Here is a 15719-nt window from a genome sequence, read left to right as displayed (position 1 = left end):
TCAGGCCTCTTCTCCGATCATCATGGTGACCAGTTTGCCCGCGAAAGACATCAGATCCTTGGCTGCCGCACGGCCTTCCGGGGAGTTCATGGATGCTTGAAGCGCTTCCATGTTTTCGAAATACATTTCCGCCTGCAGGTAGTACGGAGACTCCGTTCCCATCGGGGTGCCGGCGTACCGGGTGACCGTCGCTTTGATCAGACCGGGCATTTTTTGGGCCAGCGGCAGGTGAACATTGAAGTAGTGTTCATCGAATGCCTTTTTGTCTTCCGGTTGTTTGTACAGAGCCACCAGTTTCACCATGCGGTTTTCAACCCTTTCGTTTGGTTCTGAGAATCATTGGGAAGCCTGACGCTTGTCGATGATGCGGACGGCTTTGCCTTCGCTGCGGGGAACGGATCCCGGGGGTTGAACGCTTGCCCGGGCGGTGAGCCCCAGCTCTTCCTTCAGCCGGTGCTCCAGCGTGCGGATGAGTTGTTTCACCGCTTCCGCGTCTTCCCATGCGGAGCTTCCGACCGCGGCAAAGAACTCCTCGGTCACTTCCGTCTCCACGGTCAACCGGTCCAGCTGTCCCTCCTTGTCCACCACCAGTCGATAGTGCGGAGCAATCACGGACATCGACAGAATGACCGCCTCGATTTCCGACGGGAACACATTCACCCCGCGAATGATGAGCATGTCGTCGATCCGCCCCTTGATGCGGGACATGCGCGCATGAGTGCGACCGCACACGCAAGGTTCCCGCGTCACGGAAGCCAGATCTCCCGTGCGGTAACGGATGACCGGAATCGCTTCCTTGGTGAGCGTGGTGAACACCAGTTCACCCGTCACTCCGTCCTCCACCGGTTCTCCCGTGTTCGGATCGATGACCTCCACCAGGAAATGGTCCTCGGCAATGTGCAAACCGTCTTTGGCCTGCCAGCATTCGATCGCCACGCCCGGACCGATCACCTCGGACAGTCCGTAAATGTCGATCGCGTGAATGCCCCACATTTCCTCCAGCTCGCGCCGCATTTCTTCCGTCCAGGGTTCCGCTCCAAAGATACCATATTCGACGGATGAGGCCCTCGGATCCTTGCCTGCCTGAATCATTGCCTCGCCCAGGCTGAGGATGAAAGAAGGTGTTCCCGCGATGCCCCGCGGACGGAAATCCTCGATCAGCGTCATCTGACGGGAGCGCGTGCCGCCGGAGACCGGAACGACCGTCAGTCCGAGTTTTTCCGCCCCATAATGCATACCCAATCCACCGGTGAACAAACCATATCCGTAAGCGTTGTGAAACACGTCTCCGGGTTTTCCGCCGGCGGCGACGATGGTTCGGGCACACACTTCCGCCCAGCTCTCCAGATCCCGCCGCGTGTATCCGACCACGGTGGGCTTGCCCTTGGTGCCGGAGGAAGCGTGAAGTCTGGCCACATCCTTCATGTCGACGGCAAAGAGCCCGAACGGATAATGTTCGCGCAAATCCGTCTTGCGGGTGAACGGGAGCCGGGTCAGGTCTTCCAAACCCTTGAACGAATCCGGATGGATCCCCGCCCGATCCAGCTGGGTTCTGTAAAACGGAACACGTTCATACACTCGCTTCAGTGTTTCCTTCAGCCGCCGGTTCTGCAATTCGGCAAGCTGTTCACGGCTCATCGATTCCAGTTCAGGCTGAAACACGAGGCCTCACCTCCGTCGTTGCATTGTTCAAAGTTGCCGGAAGTTTTCGTCCGCGCCTTTTCCCGGAGGGGAAAAGGCACTCGCCGCTGTCGCGGATCCGACTCGGACGACTTCAAACCTTTTTCATGCCTTCATACGGCTGCTTGCATTTCCTGCAATAATAGATCGCGCGACAGGCCGTGGGGCCGAACAGGTTGTCCACATCCCCGCCTTCCGCACCGCAGAAGGGACAGGGCGGGACATCCAGCGGAGAAGCCGGCGGTGCGGCAATGCCGAACTCACGCAGCTTCAAACGGCCGTCCGGTGTGATCCGGTCGCTGGTCCACGGGGGATCCATCACGAACCGGACCTGAACGTTCCGGACCCCTTTTTCCCGGGCAATGCGCTCCCGGACATTTTCGCGGATGATGTCAAGCGCGGGGCACCCCGTGAACGTGGGAGTCATTTCCACCTCGACGTCTTCGCCGTGAACGGTCACGCGGTTCACCATGCCCATCTCCACCACGCTGACGGTGGGGATTTCGGGGTCTTTCACATCCTGCAGCGCATCCCAGATCATTTGTTCATTGAGATTCTGCGTCATGGTTCACCCCTCCCGTGGTTGCGACGGATGTCACCATCTGGCGGCCGGGTCGAGGTCGTAAACCTCCGTCATCGTCGACAGCAAGTTTTTCATCTCTTCCCCGTGCTCGCCGCGGCGCCCTTTGAGCTCGGCTTCCGGAAACTCGCCGGGCCATTCGAGCCGGGCTTCGGCAAACAGTTCCCGGACCCTTTCCGTCCAGCGACGCTTCAACTCCTCCGAGCCGAAAGAAATGATGCCGGATTTCAGCAAGACTTCTTCATAAGGACCGAAATCAAACAGATCCGCCAGGTCGTTCCACACCTTCCGCACTCCGGCGGCCAGCCTTTCCCCGGCCTCTCCGCCGGCCTGTCCGAGGCGGACAAACCAAGTGCGCATGTGCAACAGGTGATAGAATTCCTCACGCCGGATCTTGGCCACGCCTTGCTTAAGCGGCAGGTAGGAGGAATCGCTCATCGCTTCGAGGCGCAGATCATCAAACAGGTCATAGAGGAAGTGACGTGCCACGGAGTATGCCCAGTCTCCGTTGTCACGCGCCACCAGCGTGGCGTTGAACCGATCACCGACGGAACGTTCGTAGGCCATGTTGTCGGGATCCGGTTCGCCCAACTCATGCAGCAGGTCGAAATATAGAACGGCGTGTCCCACTTCATCCTGTGCGACGGAGCTGAACGCCACGTCTCCCTCGATGTCCGGGCAGAGTCCCAGCCATTCGGAATCGCGGTGTCCGAGAACGAGTTCATCGTCGGCCAATTGATACAGCCAGCGCACGAGTGCTTGATGAACCTCCCGGTTTTGCATGACTTGTTCCGCGTTTTCAAACTTCATTTGGACTCACCTCCGCGCCGGACCTCGCTTGCTGCCTGCTTCTTTGCTTTGTCACGATCATGCACGTACCGCACGATCTCTTCGATGGTGATCTCTTTCTCTTTGAACATCCGCCAGAGACGTCCGTTTTCCGTGTACCCGGCGACTTCACGGTACCGGCGATCCAGCTCCCGGCTGAGGAAGTCGTCATCGTACGGGGCGGCAAAGATCTGGCTCTGGGGAACCACCCAGATGTTGACCGCCTTGTCCCGACGAAGATAATTCTCCCGGGCCGTCTGAAGGGCCACCTCCGGAGACGGAGCAATCAGACTGCCCACATGGACGTGATGATCCATGTGCGATTTTTGGACAAAGACTTCATAAGCTTCAAATACCGGTTTTTCCGCTGCCATCCGTTGTCACCTCACACTGCCGAAACTTCCCGGGCCCGGAGCATCGCCTCGCGCACCCAGCGTTGACCTTCATGGGCCATGCGGCGCAACTCCATGCGTTCACGCGACTTCGGTCCCTCGTTGAAGCGAACGATCCGACCGAATTTTTCCCAGTCGGGTTCGGTGTAGATCCATTCCTTCTTCTCTTCGTCGTAGCGGAGTTTCGGATCCGGAATGGTCAGACCGATCGACAGAATCCGCGGAACGTATTTGTCCAGGAACTTCTGGCGCTGTTCTTCGTTCGTCTTCACGCGGATCTTGTAGTACAGCATCCGTTCCACCGCCGGAGAAATCTCCTTCGGGCCGAAGAAGAACAGGAGCGATTCCCACCAGTAGTTGAGCGATTCCTGCAACATCTCCCGCTGCTGCTCGGTTCCCATCGCCAGTGCGAGAATGATGTTCTCCCCGTGCTGCATGTGGAAGCTTTCTTCCGCGCAGATCCTCTTGAGCATGCGGGCATAAGGAGCATAAGAAGTTTCCAACAGGGCAGCCTGGTTGATGATGGCCGCGCCGTCCACGAGCCAGCCGATCAGACCGGCATCCGCCCAAGTGCGGGCTTCCATGTGGAACACGTTGTGGAATTTCACTTTGCTGTTGTAGACGTCTTCAATCAGCTCTTCCCGGGTTTTGCCCAGCGGTTTGCACAGGTCTTCCACCACCCGCAGAAGGAGCTGTCCGTGTCCCATCTCGTCCTGCACCTTGGCCATGATCGCCAGTTTGCGACGGAGGTTCGGTGCCTTGGGCACCCATTCTTTCTCCGGATAAGCACCCATGATCTCGCTCACGGCATGCATGTGGATGAATTTGATCAGCAACATGCGGTACTCGTCAGGCATCCAGTCGGTTGCCTCGATCTTTTCCCCGCGATTGATGCGTTCCATGAATTCCTGATGACGAATGTCCTCTTTCATGCGGAGTCCCCCCTTTTGCCGTCAAACCCCTCCAGGAGCATGTCTGTGAACCGGTCGGCAATCTCCTCTGCAGACACTTCCCCGCCGGGACGGTACCACTGGTACACCCAGTTGCCGGCGGAAAGAATCAGGAGTCGCGCGAACTTCTCATCCATCATCCGGAAAGCTCCGCTTTCGATGCCTTCCCGGATGATCCGGTTCCACAGCGCTTCGTACTGATCCCGTTTCTCCCGGATGACCTGCAACCTGTCTCCTGAAAGCGCTTTCCACTCATGATAGAAAACGGTGGCCGCCTCCAGGTTTCGCTCGATGACCCGAATGTGGGCGCGCATGGCATTCCGCAATTTCATCAGCGGTTCGTCCTTGCTTTCGACGATGGGCCGCAGCGATTCCAGAAACGCGTTCGCGCCGCGGTCGGTGATCTCGTACAGGAGATCCTCCTTCGAATTGATGTGGGCATACAAGCTTCCGGACAGAATGCCGCAGGCATCCGAAATATCCCGAATCGTGGTGCCGTGATAGCCTTTTCGACTGAAGAGCCGGCAGGCGATATTCAGGATTTCTTCTTTGCGTCCTGGTCTAGGCATGGTTCATTCCTTTCCCAAAGCAAGCGTTTGCTTGTTTTTATCGTAATAGAATTTTCGGATAGTTGTCAAGGATGCATCGGGGGATTTTTTATAGAATATGAAATGGAAACATTTGAAAAAACAAAGAACCCAAAGGGGGTTTCATCCTTGATTCGAAGAGAATCGGTTTTGGCTCAGTACAAAGGGCCCAACCGGCTGGAAACGAGAATCCGCTTCCACCGGGACTGCAGCCGGGCACCCCACCCCTTTCCGGAGTGGATCCTCGACCAGATCCCACTGGAAGGCCATGAGCACATCCTCGATGCCGGCTGCGGCACGGGAGTCTTTCTGCTCCCTCTGGCCGAACGTCTCAAAGGCAAAAGCGGCAAAATCACCGGGCTGGATCTTTCCTCCGGCATACTGAAAGAATTGAAAGAGCGGGCCCAAGGTTATGACAACGTCTCGCTGGTGCAGGGCGATCTTCAGGAGAAGCTTCCGTTTCCCGACGAAACCTTCGATCTGGTGATGGCCCATTTCGTGCTGTATCACCTGGAACACATCCCCCACGCCATCCGCGAGCTGAAACGCGTCCTCAAACCCGGAGGCACACTGTTGCTGTCGACCGGAAGCCACAAAAACCTGTTCGAACTGGAACAAATCCACACCGAATGCAAGCAAATCCTGGGCTTTCCTCCGGAGGCCGTCCAGAACCGCAACGATTATATCCGCTTCTCCGTCGAAAACGGCGCTTCCTTCATTCGCCCCCACTTTTCCTGGTTTGAATTGCGCACCCTTTGCGACCAAATCGTGGTCCGTTCTTCCGAAGCGTTGATGGAGTATTATGCGTCCGGCATGATGGAACGCGGCTATGAAGAAGGGACCGAACTTCGCACACAAATCCCCGACTCCCTGATCGAAGAATTGTATCATGCCGTCAGAAAGAAAGTGGACCGCATCATCGAACGGGAAGGAGAATTCCGCATGCAAAAGCAGACCGGCTGTTTCATCGCCGTCAAAGAAGAAACGGACCCTTCCTGACGCGCCGGCATGCCCACCGGGGACAACAAAAAGGCCAGCCTGTTTTGGCTGGCCTTTTGATTCGTCAAAAAACGGCTTTCCGTCTCCAAACGGGGGCATCATGCCGATTTTTCTTCCTCCCGGACCGCCTCATCCTGCCTCCGTCTCTTCTCCATGTCCCTTCGTTCCCACTCTTCCTCCATCCTTTGCCACTCCAGTTCAAAGGCGAGACGCTGGGCATCGCTGAGCCAGAAATCAAACATGTTGGATTCCCTCCCGAAACGCGCGAACGGTTGCTTCCTGAATCCGATGATATCGAACGAACGTTCGTCATGCAAGTGCAAAAAAGACTCCGCTGCCTCCTTGACAACGTCTTCTCACCAAACACTTGCACAATTTCCAATGTTTGGACTATCATCGGTGATGAACAAAATGTGTCCCCTTCAGACAAATATCAGCACGGGAGAGTGAATCACATGTGGTTTCGCAGAAAAACCCGCCATCATGAAGACGAGGATGCGTTCATTTCGTTCCATTTCTGGATGACCAACCGGGAGATCGCCGATCTGGAAGAGATCGCCCGCCGGATGAAGAAAGAGCCGGCCGCCGTCGTGCAGCAGACGGTCAAACAGATGATCTCGGAGTGGCGAAAACAGGAGGAAAAAGCCTCCGCTTCCCGGATGTCCGCCCCGGGCAAACCCTAAACGCCGGACATGGCCCCGATTCCCGGAGATCTTCCACCCTGCACATTCCCCGGCAACCCGCCGAAGAAAGAGCCCGCGGAATGCCCGTGCCTCCGCTCATACCGGCTTGTGCGGGAGGGACAACGCCGGCACAAAAAACAGCCTCCGAAGATCACGGAGGCCTCCGTGCCGGTCTGTTTCGGGTCGGCCGCTTTGATGTGGGTTTCATCCCGAATCTTTTTCCTGAAATCGGGTAAATCATGTACATCCACAAGAAGAATCTCGCCAACCCGCGGGTAAATCCTCCGCGAGTCCTGCACCGTCGATTCGGATTGACATCGCTTTCGTTCACTCACGGCATCGTCGCGGGAAAGGAGAATGATCGCATGTGGAGATGGATTCAGACCCTTGTGATGGCGATCATCGCCGGAATTGTGTTCTTGCTGCTCATCCGGCACCTCTGGGGCATGATCCACTGACGGCCGGCCGTCCCGGCCGGAGAATCAACGCCGCAGCATCCGTCTCAGTACACCAGGTCGATGAATTCATCTTTGCCGATGTCACCGAAATAATGCTTCACGTCAATGTCGGATAGAGCCGCTTCGATCGCTTCCCGATCATACCGGCAGCCGGTCAGTCGCCGTTCGATGTCCGCCACGTCACCGATGCCGAAAAAGTCCCCGTAGATCTTGCAGCCCCGGATGATCCCCTTTTCCCCGACATCCAGCCGGACATCGATCGAGCCGATCGGGAAGCGCTTCGATTGCTGTACGTTGAATTCGGGGGATTCACCGAAATTCCAATCCCACTGCTGATAGCGTTGCCGGGAGATTTCGTGGATCTTCTCAAAGTCCGATTCCGTGAGCTTGTATTCCGGAATCGGCTTTTTTCCTTCAAAGATGTGGTCCAGCAACACCCGGCGGAACTCCTCGATGGTCATCGGCTCGGACAGATAATCGGCGATGTTGGCCACGCGGCTTCGAACGGACTTGATTCCTTTCGACTGAATTTTGTCCTGTTTCACCTGCAGCACCTTGGCCACATCGTCCAGCTTCACGTTGAACATCAGCGTGCCGTGACTGAACATGCGGCCCCGGGTGGCGTATTGGGCGTTTCCGGACACTTTTTTTCCGTCGACCAAAATGTCGTTGCGACCGCTCAATTCGGCATTTACGCCCAGCTTGCGAAGAGCTTCGATGACGGGGCCGGTGAATTTGCGGAAGTTGGCAAAGCTTTTTCCGTCATCCTTGGTGATGAAGCTGAAGTTGAGGTTGCCCAGATCATGATACACCGCCCCGCCTCCGGAAAGGCGACGCACCACGTGAATGCCCCGCTCCCGGACCACGTCCACGTGAATCTCTTCCACGGTGTTCTGATGCTTTCCGATGATCACCGACGGTTCATTGATATAAAAAAGCAGATAAGATTCGTTTTCCACGTCGAGATGCTTGAGGATGTATTCCTCGATGGCCAGGTTGATCCGCGGATCGGTGATGTTTCCGTTGTCAATGAACAGCATGGCGGATTCCTCCTCGCAGATGGTTGCCCATCCATTGTACGGAAAATCGGGAAGCTTTTCCACGTCACCCGGATCCGGAGATTTTTGTGCCCGCAGATGCCCCTTGATCAGGTAAGATGAAACAGGAAACATCACGACAAAGGAGGAACCGGCATGCTCCCCACGCTGGCGGACGCGGAACGGATGCTCAGAAAGCATTTCGGATATCCTTCCTTCCGCCCCGGACAGCGGCGCATCATCGAAAGCCTGTTGGCGGGTCGGGACACCATGGGCATCATGCCGACCGGCGGCGGAAAATCCGTCTGCTACCAGATTCCCGCCCTGCTGTTTCCCGGAATCACCGTGGTCATTTCGCCGCTGATCTCCCTGATGAAAGACCAGGTGGACCGGCTCCTGCTGCACGGCATCCCGGCCACGTTTCTCAACAGCACCCTGTCTCCGGAGGAAGCGGATGAACGAATCCGCCGGCTGATGGCCGGTGAATACAAATTGTTGTACATCGCCCCGGAGCGACTGGAATCGGAACGGTTTCACACCATCTTTCAACGGCTCCCCGTGGATCTGGTCACGGTGGACGAAGCGCACTGCATCTCGCAGTGGGGACATGATTTTCGCCCCAGTTACCGGACGATGGCCGAGAAAATCCTCGGTCTTCCCAAAAAACCTCTCATCATGGCATTGACCGCCACGGCCACGCCCGATGTGCGCGAAGACATCACCTCCCTCCTGGGAATCCCCCGGGACGCCGTTCACACCATGCCCGTGCGGCGAAACAATCTCTCATTCTTCGTTCGCCGCGAAGAAGACCGAACCGCCTTCATTCGCTCCCGTCTCGCCCGCTCTCCGGACAAGACCGGCATCATCTACTGCTCCACGCGCAAGGAAGTGGATAAGTTGTATACGGCGCTCCAATCTGCCGGAGTGGCCGCCGCCCGGTATCATGCCGGCATGGACGAGCGGGAGCGGGAACACGCTCAAGAACGGTTCGCCCGCGATCAGGTGCAAGTGATCGTCGCCACCAACGCTTTCGGGATGGGCATCGACAAATCCAATGTGCGCTTTGTCATCCACCACAACCTGCCGCGCAATCTGGAGAGTTACTACCAGGAAGCGGGGCGGGCCGGACGGGACGGAGAGCCGGGAGAATGCATCCTGCTGTGGAACCCGGGCGACATGGTGATCCAGCGCCACCTGATCGACCAGTCCGGGCTCTCCCCGGAGCGGAAAGAGTTGGAGAGGGACAAGCTTCGCTGCATGGTCCGTTACGCCGTCCACACCGACTGCCTGCAAGTGTTCATCGCCCGCTACTTCGGAGAAGAAGAGGCGGAACCCTGCGGCTTGTGCGGTCCCTGCCGGTCCGTACACGGGGAGAAGGAGGATGTGACCGGCGAGGCCCTGAAAATCTTCTCCTGCGTCAAACGAATGGGAGAACGCTTCGGCCTTACGTTGCTATCCAAAACGCTGCGCGGTTCCAAAAACATCCGGCTGAAGCAGTTCGGGCTGGATCGGCTTTCTACATACGGCATCATGAACGACCGGACGGAAAAGGAAATCCGTCATCTTTGCCACCGTCTGCTGGCGGAAGGCTACCTCGCCCAGACGGACGAAGAGGAGCTTTACCCGACGATCCGCCTCACCGCCAAGGCGGTGGACGTGCTGAAAGGAAAGCGGCGTGCCCTGGTGGCCGCGGAAGAGACCCACGGCCGCGAATCTTCCGAACGGCCGGAATCCGGTCTGTACGACATCCTGCGCGAGCTGCGCAAAGAGATCGCCGAACGGGAGCAAATCCCGCCCTACGTCATCTTCCACGACAGCACCCTCAGGGAAATGTGTCGCCGCCTACCCGTCACTCCGGAGCAGTTTCGGGCGATTCCCGGGGTCGGGGAAGCAAAACTGGCACGGTACGGCCAGCCGTTTCTGGACAAAATCCGCACCTTCGTCCGGGAAACGGCTCCCGGCTCCCCCCGTCGGCCCAAACCGGGTCCGTCCTCCAGACCGGAGGCCAAAGTGCCTACCCATGTCATCACCTGGAACATGTGGCGGGACGGCAAAAGCGTGGAAGAGATCGCCCGGCTGCGCAATCTGAAGCGGGGAACCATCGAAGATCACCTGTTCCGCTGCGGCATGGAAGGATTCCCCCTCGACTGGAGCACCTTCATCCCCGCCGAACACGAAGCACGGATCATGCAGGCCATCGAACGGCTCGGCGCCCACAAACTCCGTCCGATCAAGGAGGCCTTGCCGGAAGAAGTCAGCTACATGGCCATCAAGGCCGCCGTCGCCAAAAGGGAAATGCTGCTCAGGAGCAAACCTCCCGTGACCGGGAGCCGGTAAGGATGAACCATGCAACGCGGTGCCGGAACATGCCGCAAGAAAGCAAAAATACAAAAACACCGGGAACATCTTCCCGGTGTTTGTTTTTTCGGAAGAATCCTCCTCTCGACAGAGGGGAACCCACAGTTCTTCAATTCCTCCCGATTCCCATTCGGGCACCAATCCGTTTCTGTTTCATTTCAATGTTGGTTCTCCCTGAATCCCGCCTGAGGTTCCAACGCCATCAGGAGAGCAACTCTGTTTGTTCCGGGATCTTCGGGATCATTTTCCATCTTTTCAAAAGGGGTTCCAACACTTTTTTCCACAGTGCATACCCAACCATGGACCCGGTGACGTTCAGCAGGAAATCATCGATATCAAAAGCTCGCCCTTCAGCGTATTCATAAACCATTCCATCGAAATAAGACACGATGAATTGAATGGTTTCCAGCCCCAAGACCGTCAAAAAGGCAACGACAAACACTTGTTTTGCACTGGAAATGCGCGGATACAACAGCGGCAAAAACATTCCCAACGGAAGCAAGACCAACAAGTTGCCGTAGATATTCAAAGGAGTGATACTGCCTGTGATGGTCTCAAAGGGAATGAGATTGTATCTGGGGAATCTGTGCATTTCTTCAGGGAGCATCGGAAGATTAAAATACCGTTCATACGGGATATATGACACAATGTTGATATAGACAAAAAAGAGATAAACATAATATGCACTTCTCAGGAATCCGTAAAACGGATGGATTCGCTTTTCACGAACCAGGTCAAAGACAAAAAACGCAACCACAGGCACCAAATTCAATAAAGGATATAAAAACTTGTTGTCTCCATACAATGGTTCATACTCCGGGGAATACCACGAGTAGTAAGCGGAGTATGCATGATACAACGCATACAAAACAACAGGCAACAATACCAACAGTCTGAATATAAATTTTTTCAACCGACTCACCTAATCAATGTTCAGTGACCATTCGATATTCGTCAAGACATCTATGTAATCCTTTGTGTTCATGAGATGACAGGAAATTCGCATCATCCTATCGCCCATGAAATCTTCGATGCTTGCGACGAATTTTGAAAGATGTTTTACCCATCCTTCAAGGCGGACGGTTCCCTCGCCTCATCCCCAAAAATCTTTTGATATAATGAAATCGTACCTGTCGATTTTTGTCATACCCGAATGGGAGGGGTCCGAAAAACATGTTCAAAAAAATGGCGTCGGATATGCTTGGTCTGAGTGACATCGGAACCATCATCAAGCCTGAAGATTATGACAAGGTAGACGCGGACGATTACGTCATGCACGAGGACGGGGAAAAAATCTATTTCCTGATCAAGTCCAAGTCCGATGAGTACTGCTTCACCAACAAAGCCCTGATCCATTTGGACGGAACCAGCGCCACCAACAAGAAACGGACGTTGCGCCGCTGGGCGTATGACATCCATCCCGTTACCAAAGTGTCTCTGGAAACGGCCGGCAACCTGGACATGGATGTGGAGATCAAATTTCACATCGGCACCAACGCCTATTCGATCGACGTGCGCAAAGACCAGATCAACGAGCTGAAGGACCTGTACAAGGCTTTGCTGAAAATCGAAGAAATCCAGCGGGACAACAAGGTTCTGCTTGAGCTGGCGCAACAGAGCCTGGACGTGGCTTCCGGAACGCTTCGCACGATCCGCAATTCGGAAGAAAGCTTGGTCGGTCAGTTCAAGGAACTCAACGAAGCGGCTTTCTCCTGGCTGGTGGAAGCCAGAAACCGCTATTCGGTCAAAGACTTCGGCCACGTGTTTGAGTTGTTCATCAACAACTGACATCGAAAAAAAGCCCGGGCAATATTCCCGGGCTTTTTTGGTTTGTCACCGGCGCCCCGTGGCCGTCGCGTGTTCCCCGACCAACCGCACCTGCTCTCCGTGTTTGCGAATCACGATGCGGTGTGTTTCATCTCCGGCCGCCCGCAGCAACCGTTTCAAAGGTTCGTCCACCGGTTCGAAAGAAAGCACGAACGTGTCCCAGTGAATGGGCACCAACCATTTGGCCCCGGTGTCCAGAAACATGGACCATGCCTGTTCGGGCGTGCAATGGTTGGCTTGGAACGAGTCGGGACTGTAAGCGCCGATCGGCATGAACGCCAAGTCGATCGGGCCATGTTTTCTCAGTTTCACGAAATCCGGAGTCCACGCGGTGTCACCGGGGAAGAACAACCGGGTTCCCTTTTTTTCAATCAAATAGCCCGTATATTCGTAATCGCGGTTCCATGGGAACCGGTTCCCCCAATGCCTGACCGGCACCGCCGTCACCCGCAGTCCGTCCGGAAGATCGACGCGGTCTTCCCCGCCCAGCTCCATCACTTTTCCGAACCGCAATTTCCGCAACAGGCGGGAAGTTCCCCGGGCGGTGATGACGGTTGTTTCCGGTCTCGCCAATTTCTTCAGCGTCGGCAGATCGAAATGGTCCATGTGCGCATGGGACAGCAGGATCAGATCCACCTGCCCCAGGGCGTCCAAAGAAACGGCGGGTTCCGTGTGCCGGGCCGGTCCGATTTGCCAGTCGCCGATGCCGAGATGAACACCCACCTTGGGCCCCAGGACGGGATCGGTGAGGATCTTCACGCCGTACATGTTGATCAGGACCGTGGAATGGCCCACCCATCCGATCGTCACTTCGTCGTCATTCCAGGAAGCAGGATCCAACATGAGATCCGGTTCCTTTTTCTGCGGACGCGGTGCTCGCCGGAAACGGAACCACATCCCTGCAAGTGGAAGAACGAGCATCAGAATCAGCAGAACACCGATGATCCATGCAATTTCCATCGAAATCTCAAACTCCCGATACCGGTTGTTTTCCGGTTTGTTCCCGAACACCTGTCGGATGCCGCATTCCGTCCCGCGGAAACACAGGCGGCTTTCCCGCAGGCATATCCCCACATTTTTTCCCGTTCACTGTACCGCTCACACAGGAATCGGGAACCACCGATTTGTGAAGATTTGTTGAAGTCCGGGGGATGTTTGTTCCAAAGCCTCTCTTAAAGGATGCTCATCTCCGGGCGGATGGTTCCGCTTTCAGAACAACATGTCCTCTCACGCCGCCATGGTGGGCATCCATCTGTTCCTGTGATACCCTGAAAGAGAGACTTGGCCGAAGATGTCTACAGAAAGAAGTGTTTGCGGAATGATCAAGTTGTTTGTGAGCGATTTGGACAACACCCTGTTCACCGAAGGAAAAACGGTGCGCGAAGAAGACCGGCGGGCCATCCGGCGCTTGGCCGAATCGGGCGTCCGGATTTGCCTTGCATCGGGGCGCATGGACAAGGAACTGCTTTGCGTCGCGGAAGAATTGGGCGTCTCTTGCCACCGGATCAGCCAGAACGGGGCGTTTGTGTACACCCAATCGGGAGAGTCCCTCTTGTCCGTTCATTTTGAAGGAAACCTGGCCCGCCGGCTGTTCGAAGAATCCCTCAAGACCGGCGTGGCGGTGTTTCTCAGCACGGAGGACCGCATGCTCGTCCCCCGCATGACCGAGCAGATCCGGGCCATCGAGCACCGAATGTTGTTTCCGGTCGAGGAAAACCCCCGTGTGTTCGACGAGATCGGACGCTCGCTGAAGCCGAGCAAAATTTGCCTGATCGGACCGATCGAGCGGCTGCTCTCTTTGAGAAGCCTGGTGAACGACATGGTTCCCGGTCAGGTGGACACGTTCATTTCCGACAGGGACTGCCTCGACCTGATGCCGCCCGGCATCTCCAAAGGAAACGCACTGCGCATCCTCCGCGAACATCTCGGCATTCGCCCCGAAGAGACCGTCACCATCGGCGATTCCTACAATGACATTTCCATGCTGGAATCCGTTCCCCACAGCTTTGCCATGGCGCATGCCGACGAGGAAGTGAAGCGCCGGGCGGCGCGGACGGCGGAATCGGTGGCGGAAGCGGTGGAATGGGTGCTGGAACACATGAACCAACCGACGAAATGAGGGAAATCACATATGCGGTTCATCTTTCTCGGAACCGGCGCGGGCGTTCCGTCCCGCTTGAGAAACGTTTCCTCCATGGCCGTCGTGATGTCCGAATACGGCGGGGACACCTGGCTGTTTGATGTGGGGGAAGGCACGCAACACCGCATCCTGGAATCCCCCGTCCGTCTGCCCAAAGTATCCCGCATCTTCATCACCCATCTGCACGGGGACCATCTCTTCGGACTGCCCGGACTTTTGGGCAGCCGCTCGTTCCAGAACGACAAAGATCCGCTGACGCTGTACGGACCGAAGGGACTTCGCCGGTTTGTGGAAACCGCATTGGAAATCAGCGGCACCACCGTGCGCTTTCCGTTTGAGATCGTGGAGCTGGAACCCGGCATGACGGTGGAAACGCCACACTTCCACGTACGGGTGGGGCTTCTGGATCACCGCATGCCCTCGTTCGGCTTCCGACTGGAAGAGAAGGACCGCCCCGGAGAGCTGAACACCGCCAAACTGAAAGAGGCGGGCATTCCTTCCGGCCCCGTCTACGGTCGGCTGAAAGCGGGCGAAACCGTCCGATTGGAAGACGGAAGAATCATCCGGGGATCGGATTTCCTCGGCCCCGTCAAAAAAGGACGGGTATTCACCATCTTGGGAGACACCCGTCTGACGAAGTCCTGTTTTGAGCTTGCGAAAGATGCAAAGCTGCTGGTTCACGAGGCCACGTACCGCGCGGGACAGGAACATCTGGCGAAAACCTGGTTTCACTCCACCACGACCCAGGCCGCTCAAGTGGCCCTTGAGTCCCATGTCCATACGTTGGTCCTGACCCATATCAGTCCCAGATTTTCCGATGAAGACGGCGAACAACTGTTGCAAGAAGCCCGCGAAGTCTTCCCGCGAACCTTCCTGGCTCACGACGGCTGGATTCTGGATCTGTAAAAGCCCCGATGACGGGGCTTTTTTTCCGGGAACCTTCTGCCTCAAGGATTCCGTTCCAGCACGTTGACAAGCATTCGGTGAATCACTTCGTGGTCCCGCGGGTCATGAATGCGGTACTCATCCCCCGGCAGCGTGTACCACTCTTCGGCGCCGACATACGTGATCCTGAGCGTGAGGAGACCCTCGTCATCGCAAGTGGTACGAAGTTCAAGCTCCCCGCTGATCACGCCGACTTCTTTGGTCATCACTCCGTGCGTGGCGATGAACGTGGAAGACAACTCCTGCATTTCGACG

At 56.3% G+C, this 15719-nt stretch carries 18 protein-coding genes; 6 read left to right on the top strand and 12 right to left on the bottom strand.

What is annotated here, in order from left to right; translation table 11 throughout:
• The 7 genes from EG886_RS03390 to EG886_RS03360 form a co-directional block, all read right to left on the bottom strand.
• Nucleotides 1–303 (bottom strand): EthD family reductase, encoded by a 303-nt coding sequence (locus EG886_RS03390; protein WP_124726822.1) that lies wholly within the window; start codon nucleotides 301–303, stop codon nucleotides 1–3.
• Nucleotides 304–336: 33 nt separating this feature from the next.
• The gene (locus EG886_RS03385) at nucleotides 337–1638 is read right to left on the bottom strand and encodes a phenylacetate--CoA ligase family protein (protein ID WP_124728640.1); all 1302 of its coding nucleotides are present in this window, start codon (nucleotides 1636–1638) and stop codon (nucleotides 337–339) included.
• A 136-nt stretch (nucleotides 1639–1774) separates the two neighbouring features.
• Entirely contained in the window at nucleotides 1775–2245 is a 471-nt protein-coding gene (paaD, locus tag EG886_RS03380) for a 1,2-phenylacetyl-CoA epoxidase subunit PaaD (RefSeq protein WP_124726821.1), read from the bottom strand.
• A 30-nt stretch (nucleotides 2246–2275) separates the two neighbouring features.
• Entirely contained in the window at nucleotides 2276–3070 is a 795-nt protein-coding gene (gene paaC, locus EG886_RS03375; RefSeq protein WP_124726820.1) for a 1,2-phenylacetyl-CoA epoxidase subunit PaaC, read from the bottom strand.
• On the bottom strand, nucleotides 3067–3462 hold the full coding sequence (locus tag EG886_RS03370; protein ID WP_124726819.1) for a phenylacetic acid degradation protein: 396 nt from the start codon (nucleotides 3460–3462) through the stop codon (nucleotides 3067–3069). The genes paaC and EG886_RS03370 overlap by 4 nt, the downstream gene beginning before the upstream one ends.
• A gap of 11 nt (nucleotides 3463–3473) precedes the next feature.
• Nucleotides 3474–4412, bottom strand: a complete 939-nt coding sequence (gene paaA / locus EG886_RS03365; protein WP_124726818.1) for a 1,2-phenylacetyl-CoA epoxidase subunit PaaA — start codon at nucleotides 4410–4412, stop codon at nucleotides 3474–3476.
• Nucleotides 4409–4999: a TetR/AcrR family transcriptional regulator gene (locus tag EG886_RS03360; RefSeq protein WP_124726817.1), complete on the bottom strand. Its 591-nt coding sequence runs from the start codon at nucleotides 4997–4999 to the stop codon at nucleotides 4409–4411. The genes paaA and EG886_RS03360 overlap by 4 nt, the downstream gene beginning before the upstream one ends.
• 147 nt (nucleotides 5000–5146) lie before the next feature.
• On the opposite strand from EG886_RS03360, the gene EG886_RS03355 reads away from it, so the two are divergent.
• Nucleotides 5147–6016, top strand: coding sequence for a class I SAM-dependent methyltransferase (locus EG886_RS03355; RefSeq protein WP_164491626.1), 870 nt, complete (start codon nucleotides 5147–5149; stop codon nucleotides 6014–6016).
• 98 nt (nucleotides 6017–6114) lie between these two features.
• Here EG886_RS03355 and EG886_RS13630 read toward each other — a convergent pair whose 3' ends face one another.
• Nucleotides 6115–6258 carry a hypothetical protein gene (locus EG886_RS13630; RefSeq protein WP_164491625.1) on the bottom strand — a complete coding sequence of 48 codons (144 nt, stop codon included), beginning with the start codon at nucleotides 6256–6258 and terminating at the stop codon, nucleotides 6115–6117.
• A gap of 213 nt (nucleotides 6259–6471) precedes the next feature.
• Between EG886_RS13630 and EG886_RS03350 the strand changes: the two genes are divergently transcribed.
• Nucleotides 6472–6699, top strand: coding sequence for a hypothetical protein (locus EG886_RS03350; RefSeq protein WP_124726815.1), 228 nt, complete (start codon nucleotides 6472–6474; stop codon nucleotides 6697–6699).
• A 502-nt stretch (nucleotides 6700–7201) separates the two neighbouring features.
• Here the strand turns inward: EG886_RS03350 and EG886_RS03345 are convergent.
• Nucleotides 7202–8197 carry a lipoate--protein ligase gene (locus tag EG886_RS03345; protein WP_124728639.1) on the bottom strand — a complete coding sequence of 332 codons (996 nt, stop codon included), beginning with the start codon at nucleotides 8195–8197 and terminating at the stop codon, nucleotides 7202–7204.
• A 153-nt stretch (nucleotides 8198–8350) separates the two neighbouring features.
• On the opposite strand from EG886_RS03345, the gene recQ reads away from it, so the two are divergent.
• Complete coding sequence (gene recQ, locus EG886_RS03340) at nucleotides 8351–10531, top strand: DNA helicase RecQ (protein WP_124726814.1); 2181 nt, start codon at nucleotides 8351–8353, stop codon at nucleotides 10529–10531.
• Between the two features lie 223 nt (nucleotides 10532–10754).
• Here the strand turns inward: recQ and EG886_RS03335 are convergent, their stop codons facing one another.
• On the bottom strand, nucleotides 10755–11357 hold the full coding sequence (locus EG886_RS03335) for a VanZ family protein (protein ID WP_164491624.1): 603 nt from the start codon (nucleotides 11355–11357) through the stop codon (nucleotides 10755–10757).
• Between the two features lie 368 nt (nucleotides 11358–11725).
• Here EG886_RS03335 and EG886_RS03330 point away from each other — a divergent pair, with 368 nt between their 5' ends.
• On the top strand, nucleotides 11726–12340 hold the full coding sequence (locus EG886_RS03330; RefSeq protein WP_124726812.1) for a PH domain-containing protein: 615 nt from the start codon (nucleotides 11726–11728) through the stop codon (nucleotides 12338–12340).
• A gap of 45 nt (nucleotides 12341–12385) precedes the next feature.
• Here the strand turns inward: EG886_RS03330 and EG886_RS03325 are convergent, their stop codons facing one another.
• Nucleotides 12386–13339 carry an MBL fold metallo-hydrolase gene (locus EG886_RS03325; RefSeq protein ID WP_124726811.1) on the bottom strand — a complete coding sequence of 318 codons (954 nt, stop codon included), beginning with the start codon at nucleotides 13337–13339 and terminating at the stop codon, nucleotides 12386–12388.
• Between the two features lie 358 nt (nucleotides 13340–13697).
• Here EG886_RS03325 and EG886_RS03320 point away from each other — a divergent pair, with 358 nt between their 5' ends.
• Both EG886_RS03320 and rnz read left to right on the top strand, forming a co-directional pair.
• The gene (locus tag EG886_RS03320) at nucleotides 13698–14498 is read left to right on the top strand and encodes an HAD family hydrolase (RefSeq protein WP_164491623.1); all 801 of its coding nucleotides are present in this window, start codon (nucleotides 13698–13700) and stop codon (nucleotides 14496–14498) included.
• Nucleotides 14499–14510: 12 nt separating this feature from the next.
• Nucleotides 14511–15425 (top strand): ribonuclease Z, encoded by a 915-nt coding sequence (gene rnz, locus EG886_RS03315; protein ID WP_124726809.1) that lies wholly within the window; start codon nucleotides 14511–14513, stop codon nucleotides 15423–15425.
• A gap of 41 nt (nucleotides 15426–15466) precedes the next feature.
• Here the strand turns inward: rnz and EG886_RS03310 are convergent, their stop codons facing one another.
• On the bottom strand, nucleotides 15467–15712 hold the full coding sequence (locus EG886_RS03310; RefSeq protein ID WP_124726808.1) for a hypothetical protein: 246 nt from the start codon (nucleotides 15710–15712) through the stop codon (nucleotides 15467–15469).
• Nucleotides 15713–15719: the final 7 nt, after the last annotated feature.

The sequence above is a fragment of the Staphylospora marina genome (assembly GCF_003856495.1).
GTDB lineage: Bacteria > Bacillota > Bacilli > Thermoactinomycetales > Thermoactinomycetaceae > Staphylospora > Staphylospora marina.
Note: the sequence above shows the minus strand (reverse complement) of the source record. Positions and strands in the feature narration are given on the sequence as shown.

Bases quoted from the DNA above. Each gene is read 5' to 3' on its own strand.
- EG886_RS03390 (WP_124726822.1), bottom strand. From the start codon at position 303: ATGGTGAAACTGGTGGCTCTGTACAAACAACCGGAAGACAAAAAGGCA.
- EG886_RS03385 (WP_124728640.1), bottom strand. From the start codon at position 1,638: ATGAGCCGTGAACAGCTTGCCGAATTGCAGAACCGGCGGCTGAAGGAA.
- paaD (WP_124726821.1), bottom strand. From the start codon at position 2,245: ATGACGCAGAATCTCAATGAACAAATGATCTGGGATGCGCTGCAGGAT.
- paaC (WP_124726820.1), bottom strand. From the start codon at position 3,070: ATGAAGTTTGAAAACGCGGAACAAGTCATGCAAAACCGGGAGGTTCAT.
- EG886_RS03370 (WP_124726819.1), bottom strand. From the start codon at position 3,462: ATGGCAGCGGAAAAACCGGTATTTGAAGCTTATGAAGTCTTTGTCCAA.
- paaA (WP_124726818.1), bottom strand. From the start codon at position 4,412: ATGAAAGAGGACATTCGTCATCAGGAATTCATGGAACGCATCAATCGC.
- EG886_RS03360 (WP_124726817.1), bottom strand. From the start codon at position 4,999: ATGCCTAGACCAGGACGCAAAGAAGAAATCCTGAATATCGCCTGCCGG.
- EG886_RS13630 (WP_164491625.1), bottom strand. From the start codon at position 6,258: ATGTTTGATTTCTGGCTCAGCGATGCCCAGCGTCTCGCCTTTGAACTG.
- EG886_RS03350 (WP_124726815.1), top strand. From the start codon at position 6,472: ATGTGGTTTCGCAGAAAAACCCGCCATCATGAAGACGAGGATGCGTTC.
- EG886_RS03345 (WP_124728639.1), bottom strand. From the start codon at position 8,197: ATGCTGTTCATTGACAACGGAAACATCACCGATCCGCGGATCAACCTG.
- recQ (WP_124726814.1), top strand. From the start codon at position 8,351: ATGCTCCCCACGCTGGCGGACGCGGAACGGATGCTCAGAAAGCATTTC.
- EG886_RS03330 (WP_124726812.1), top strand. From the start codon at position 11,726: ATGTTCAAAAAAATGGCGTCGGATATGCTTGGTCTGAGTGACATCGGA.
- EG886_RS03325 (WP_124726811.1), bottom strand. From the start codon at position 13,339: ATGGAAATTGCATGGATCATCGGTGTTCTGCTGATTCTGATGCTCGTT.
- EG886_RS03320 (WP_164491623.1), top strand. From the start codon at position 13,698: ATGATCAAGTTGTTTGTGAGCGATTTGGACAACACCCTGTTCACCGAA.
- rnz (WP_124726809.1), top strand. From the start codon at position 14,511: ATGCGGTTCATCTTTCTCGGAACCGGCGCGGGCGTTCCGTCCCGCTTG.
- EG886_RS03310 (WP_124726808.1), bottom strand. From the start codon at position 15,712: ATGCAGGAGTTGTCTTCCACGTTCATCGCCACGCACGGAGTGATGACC.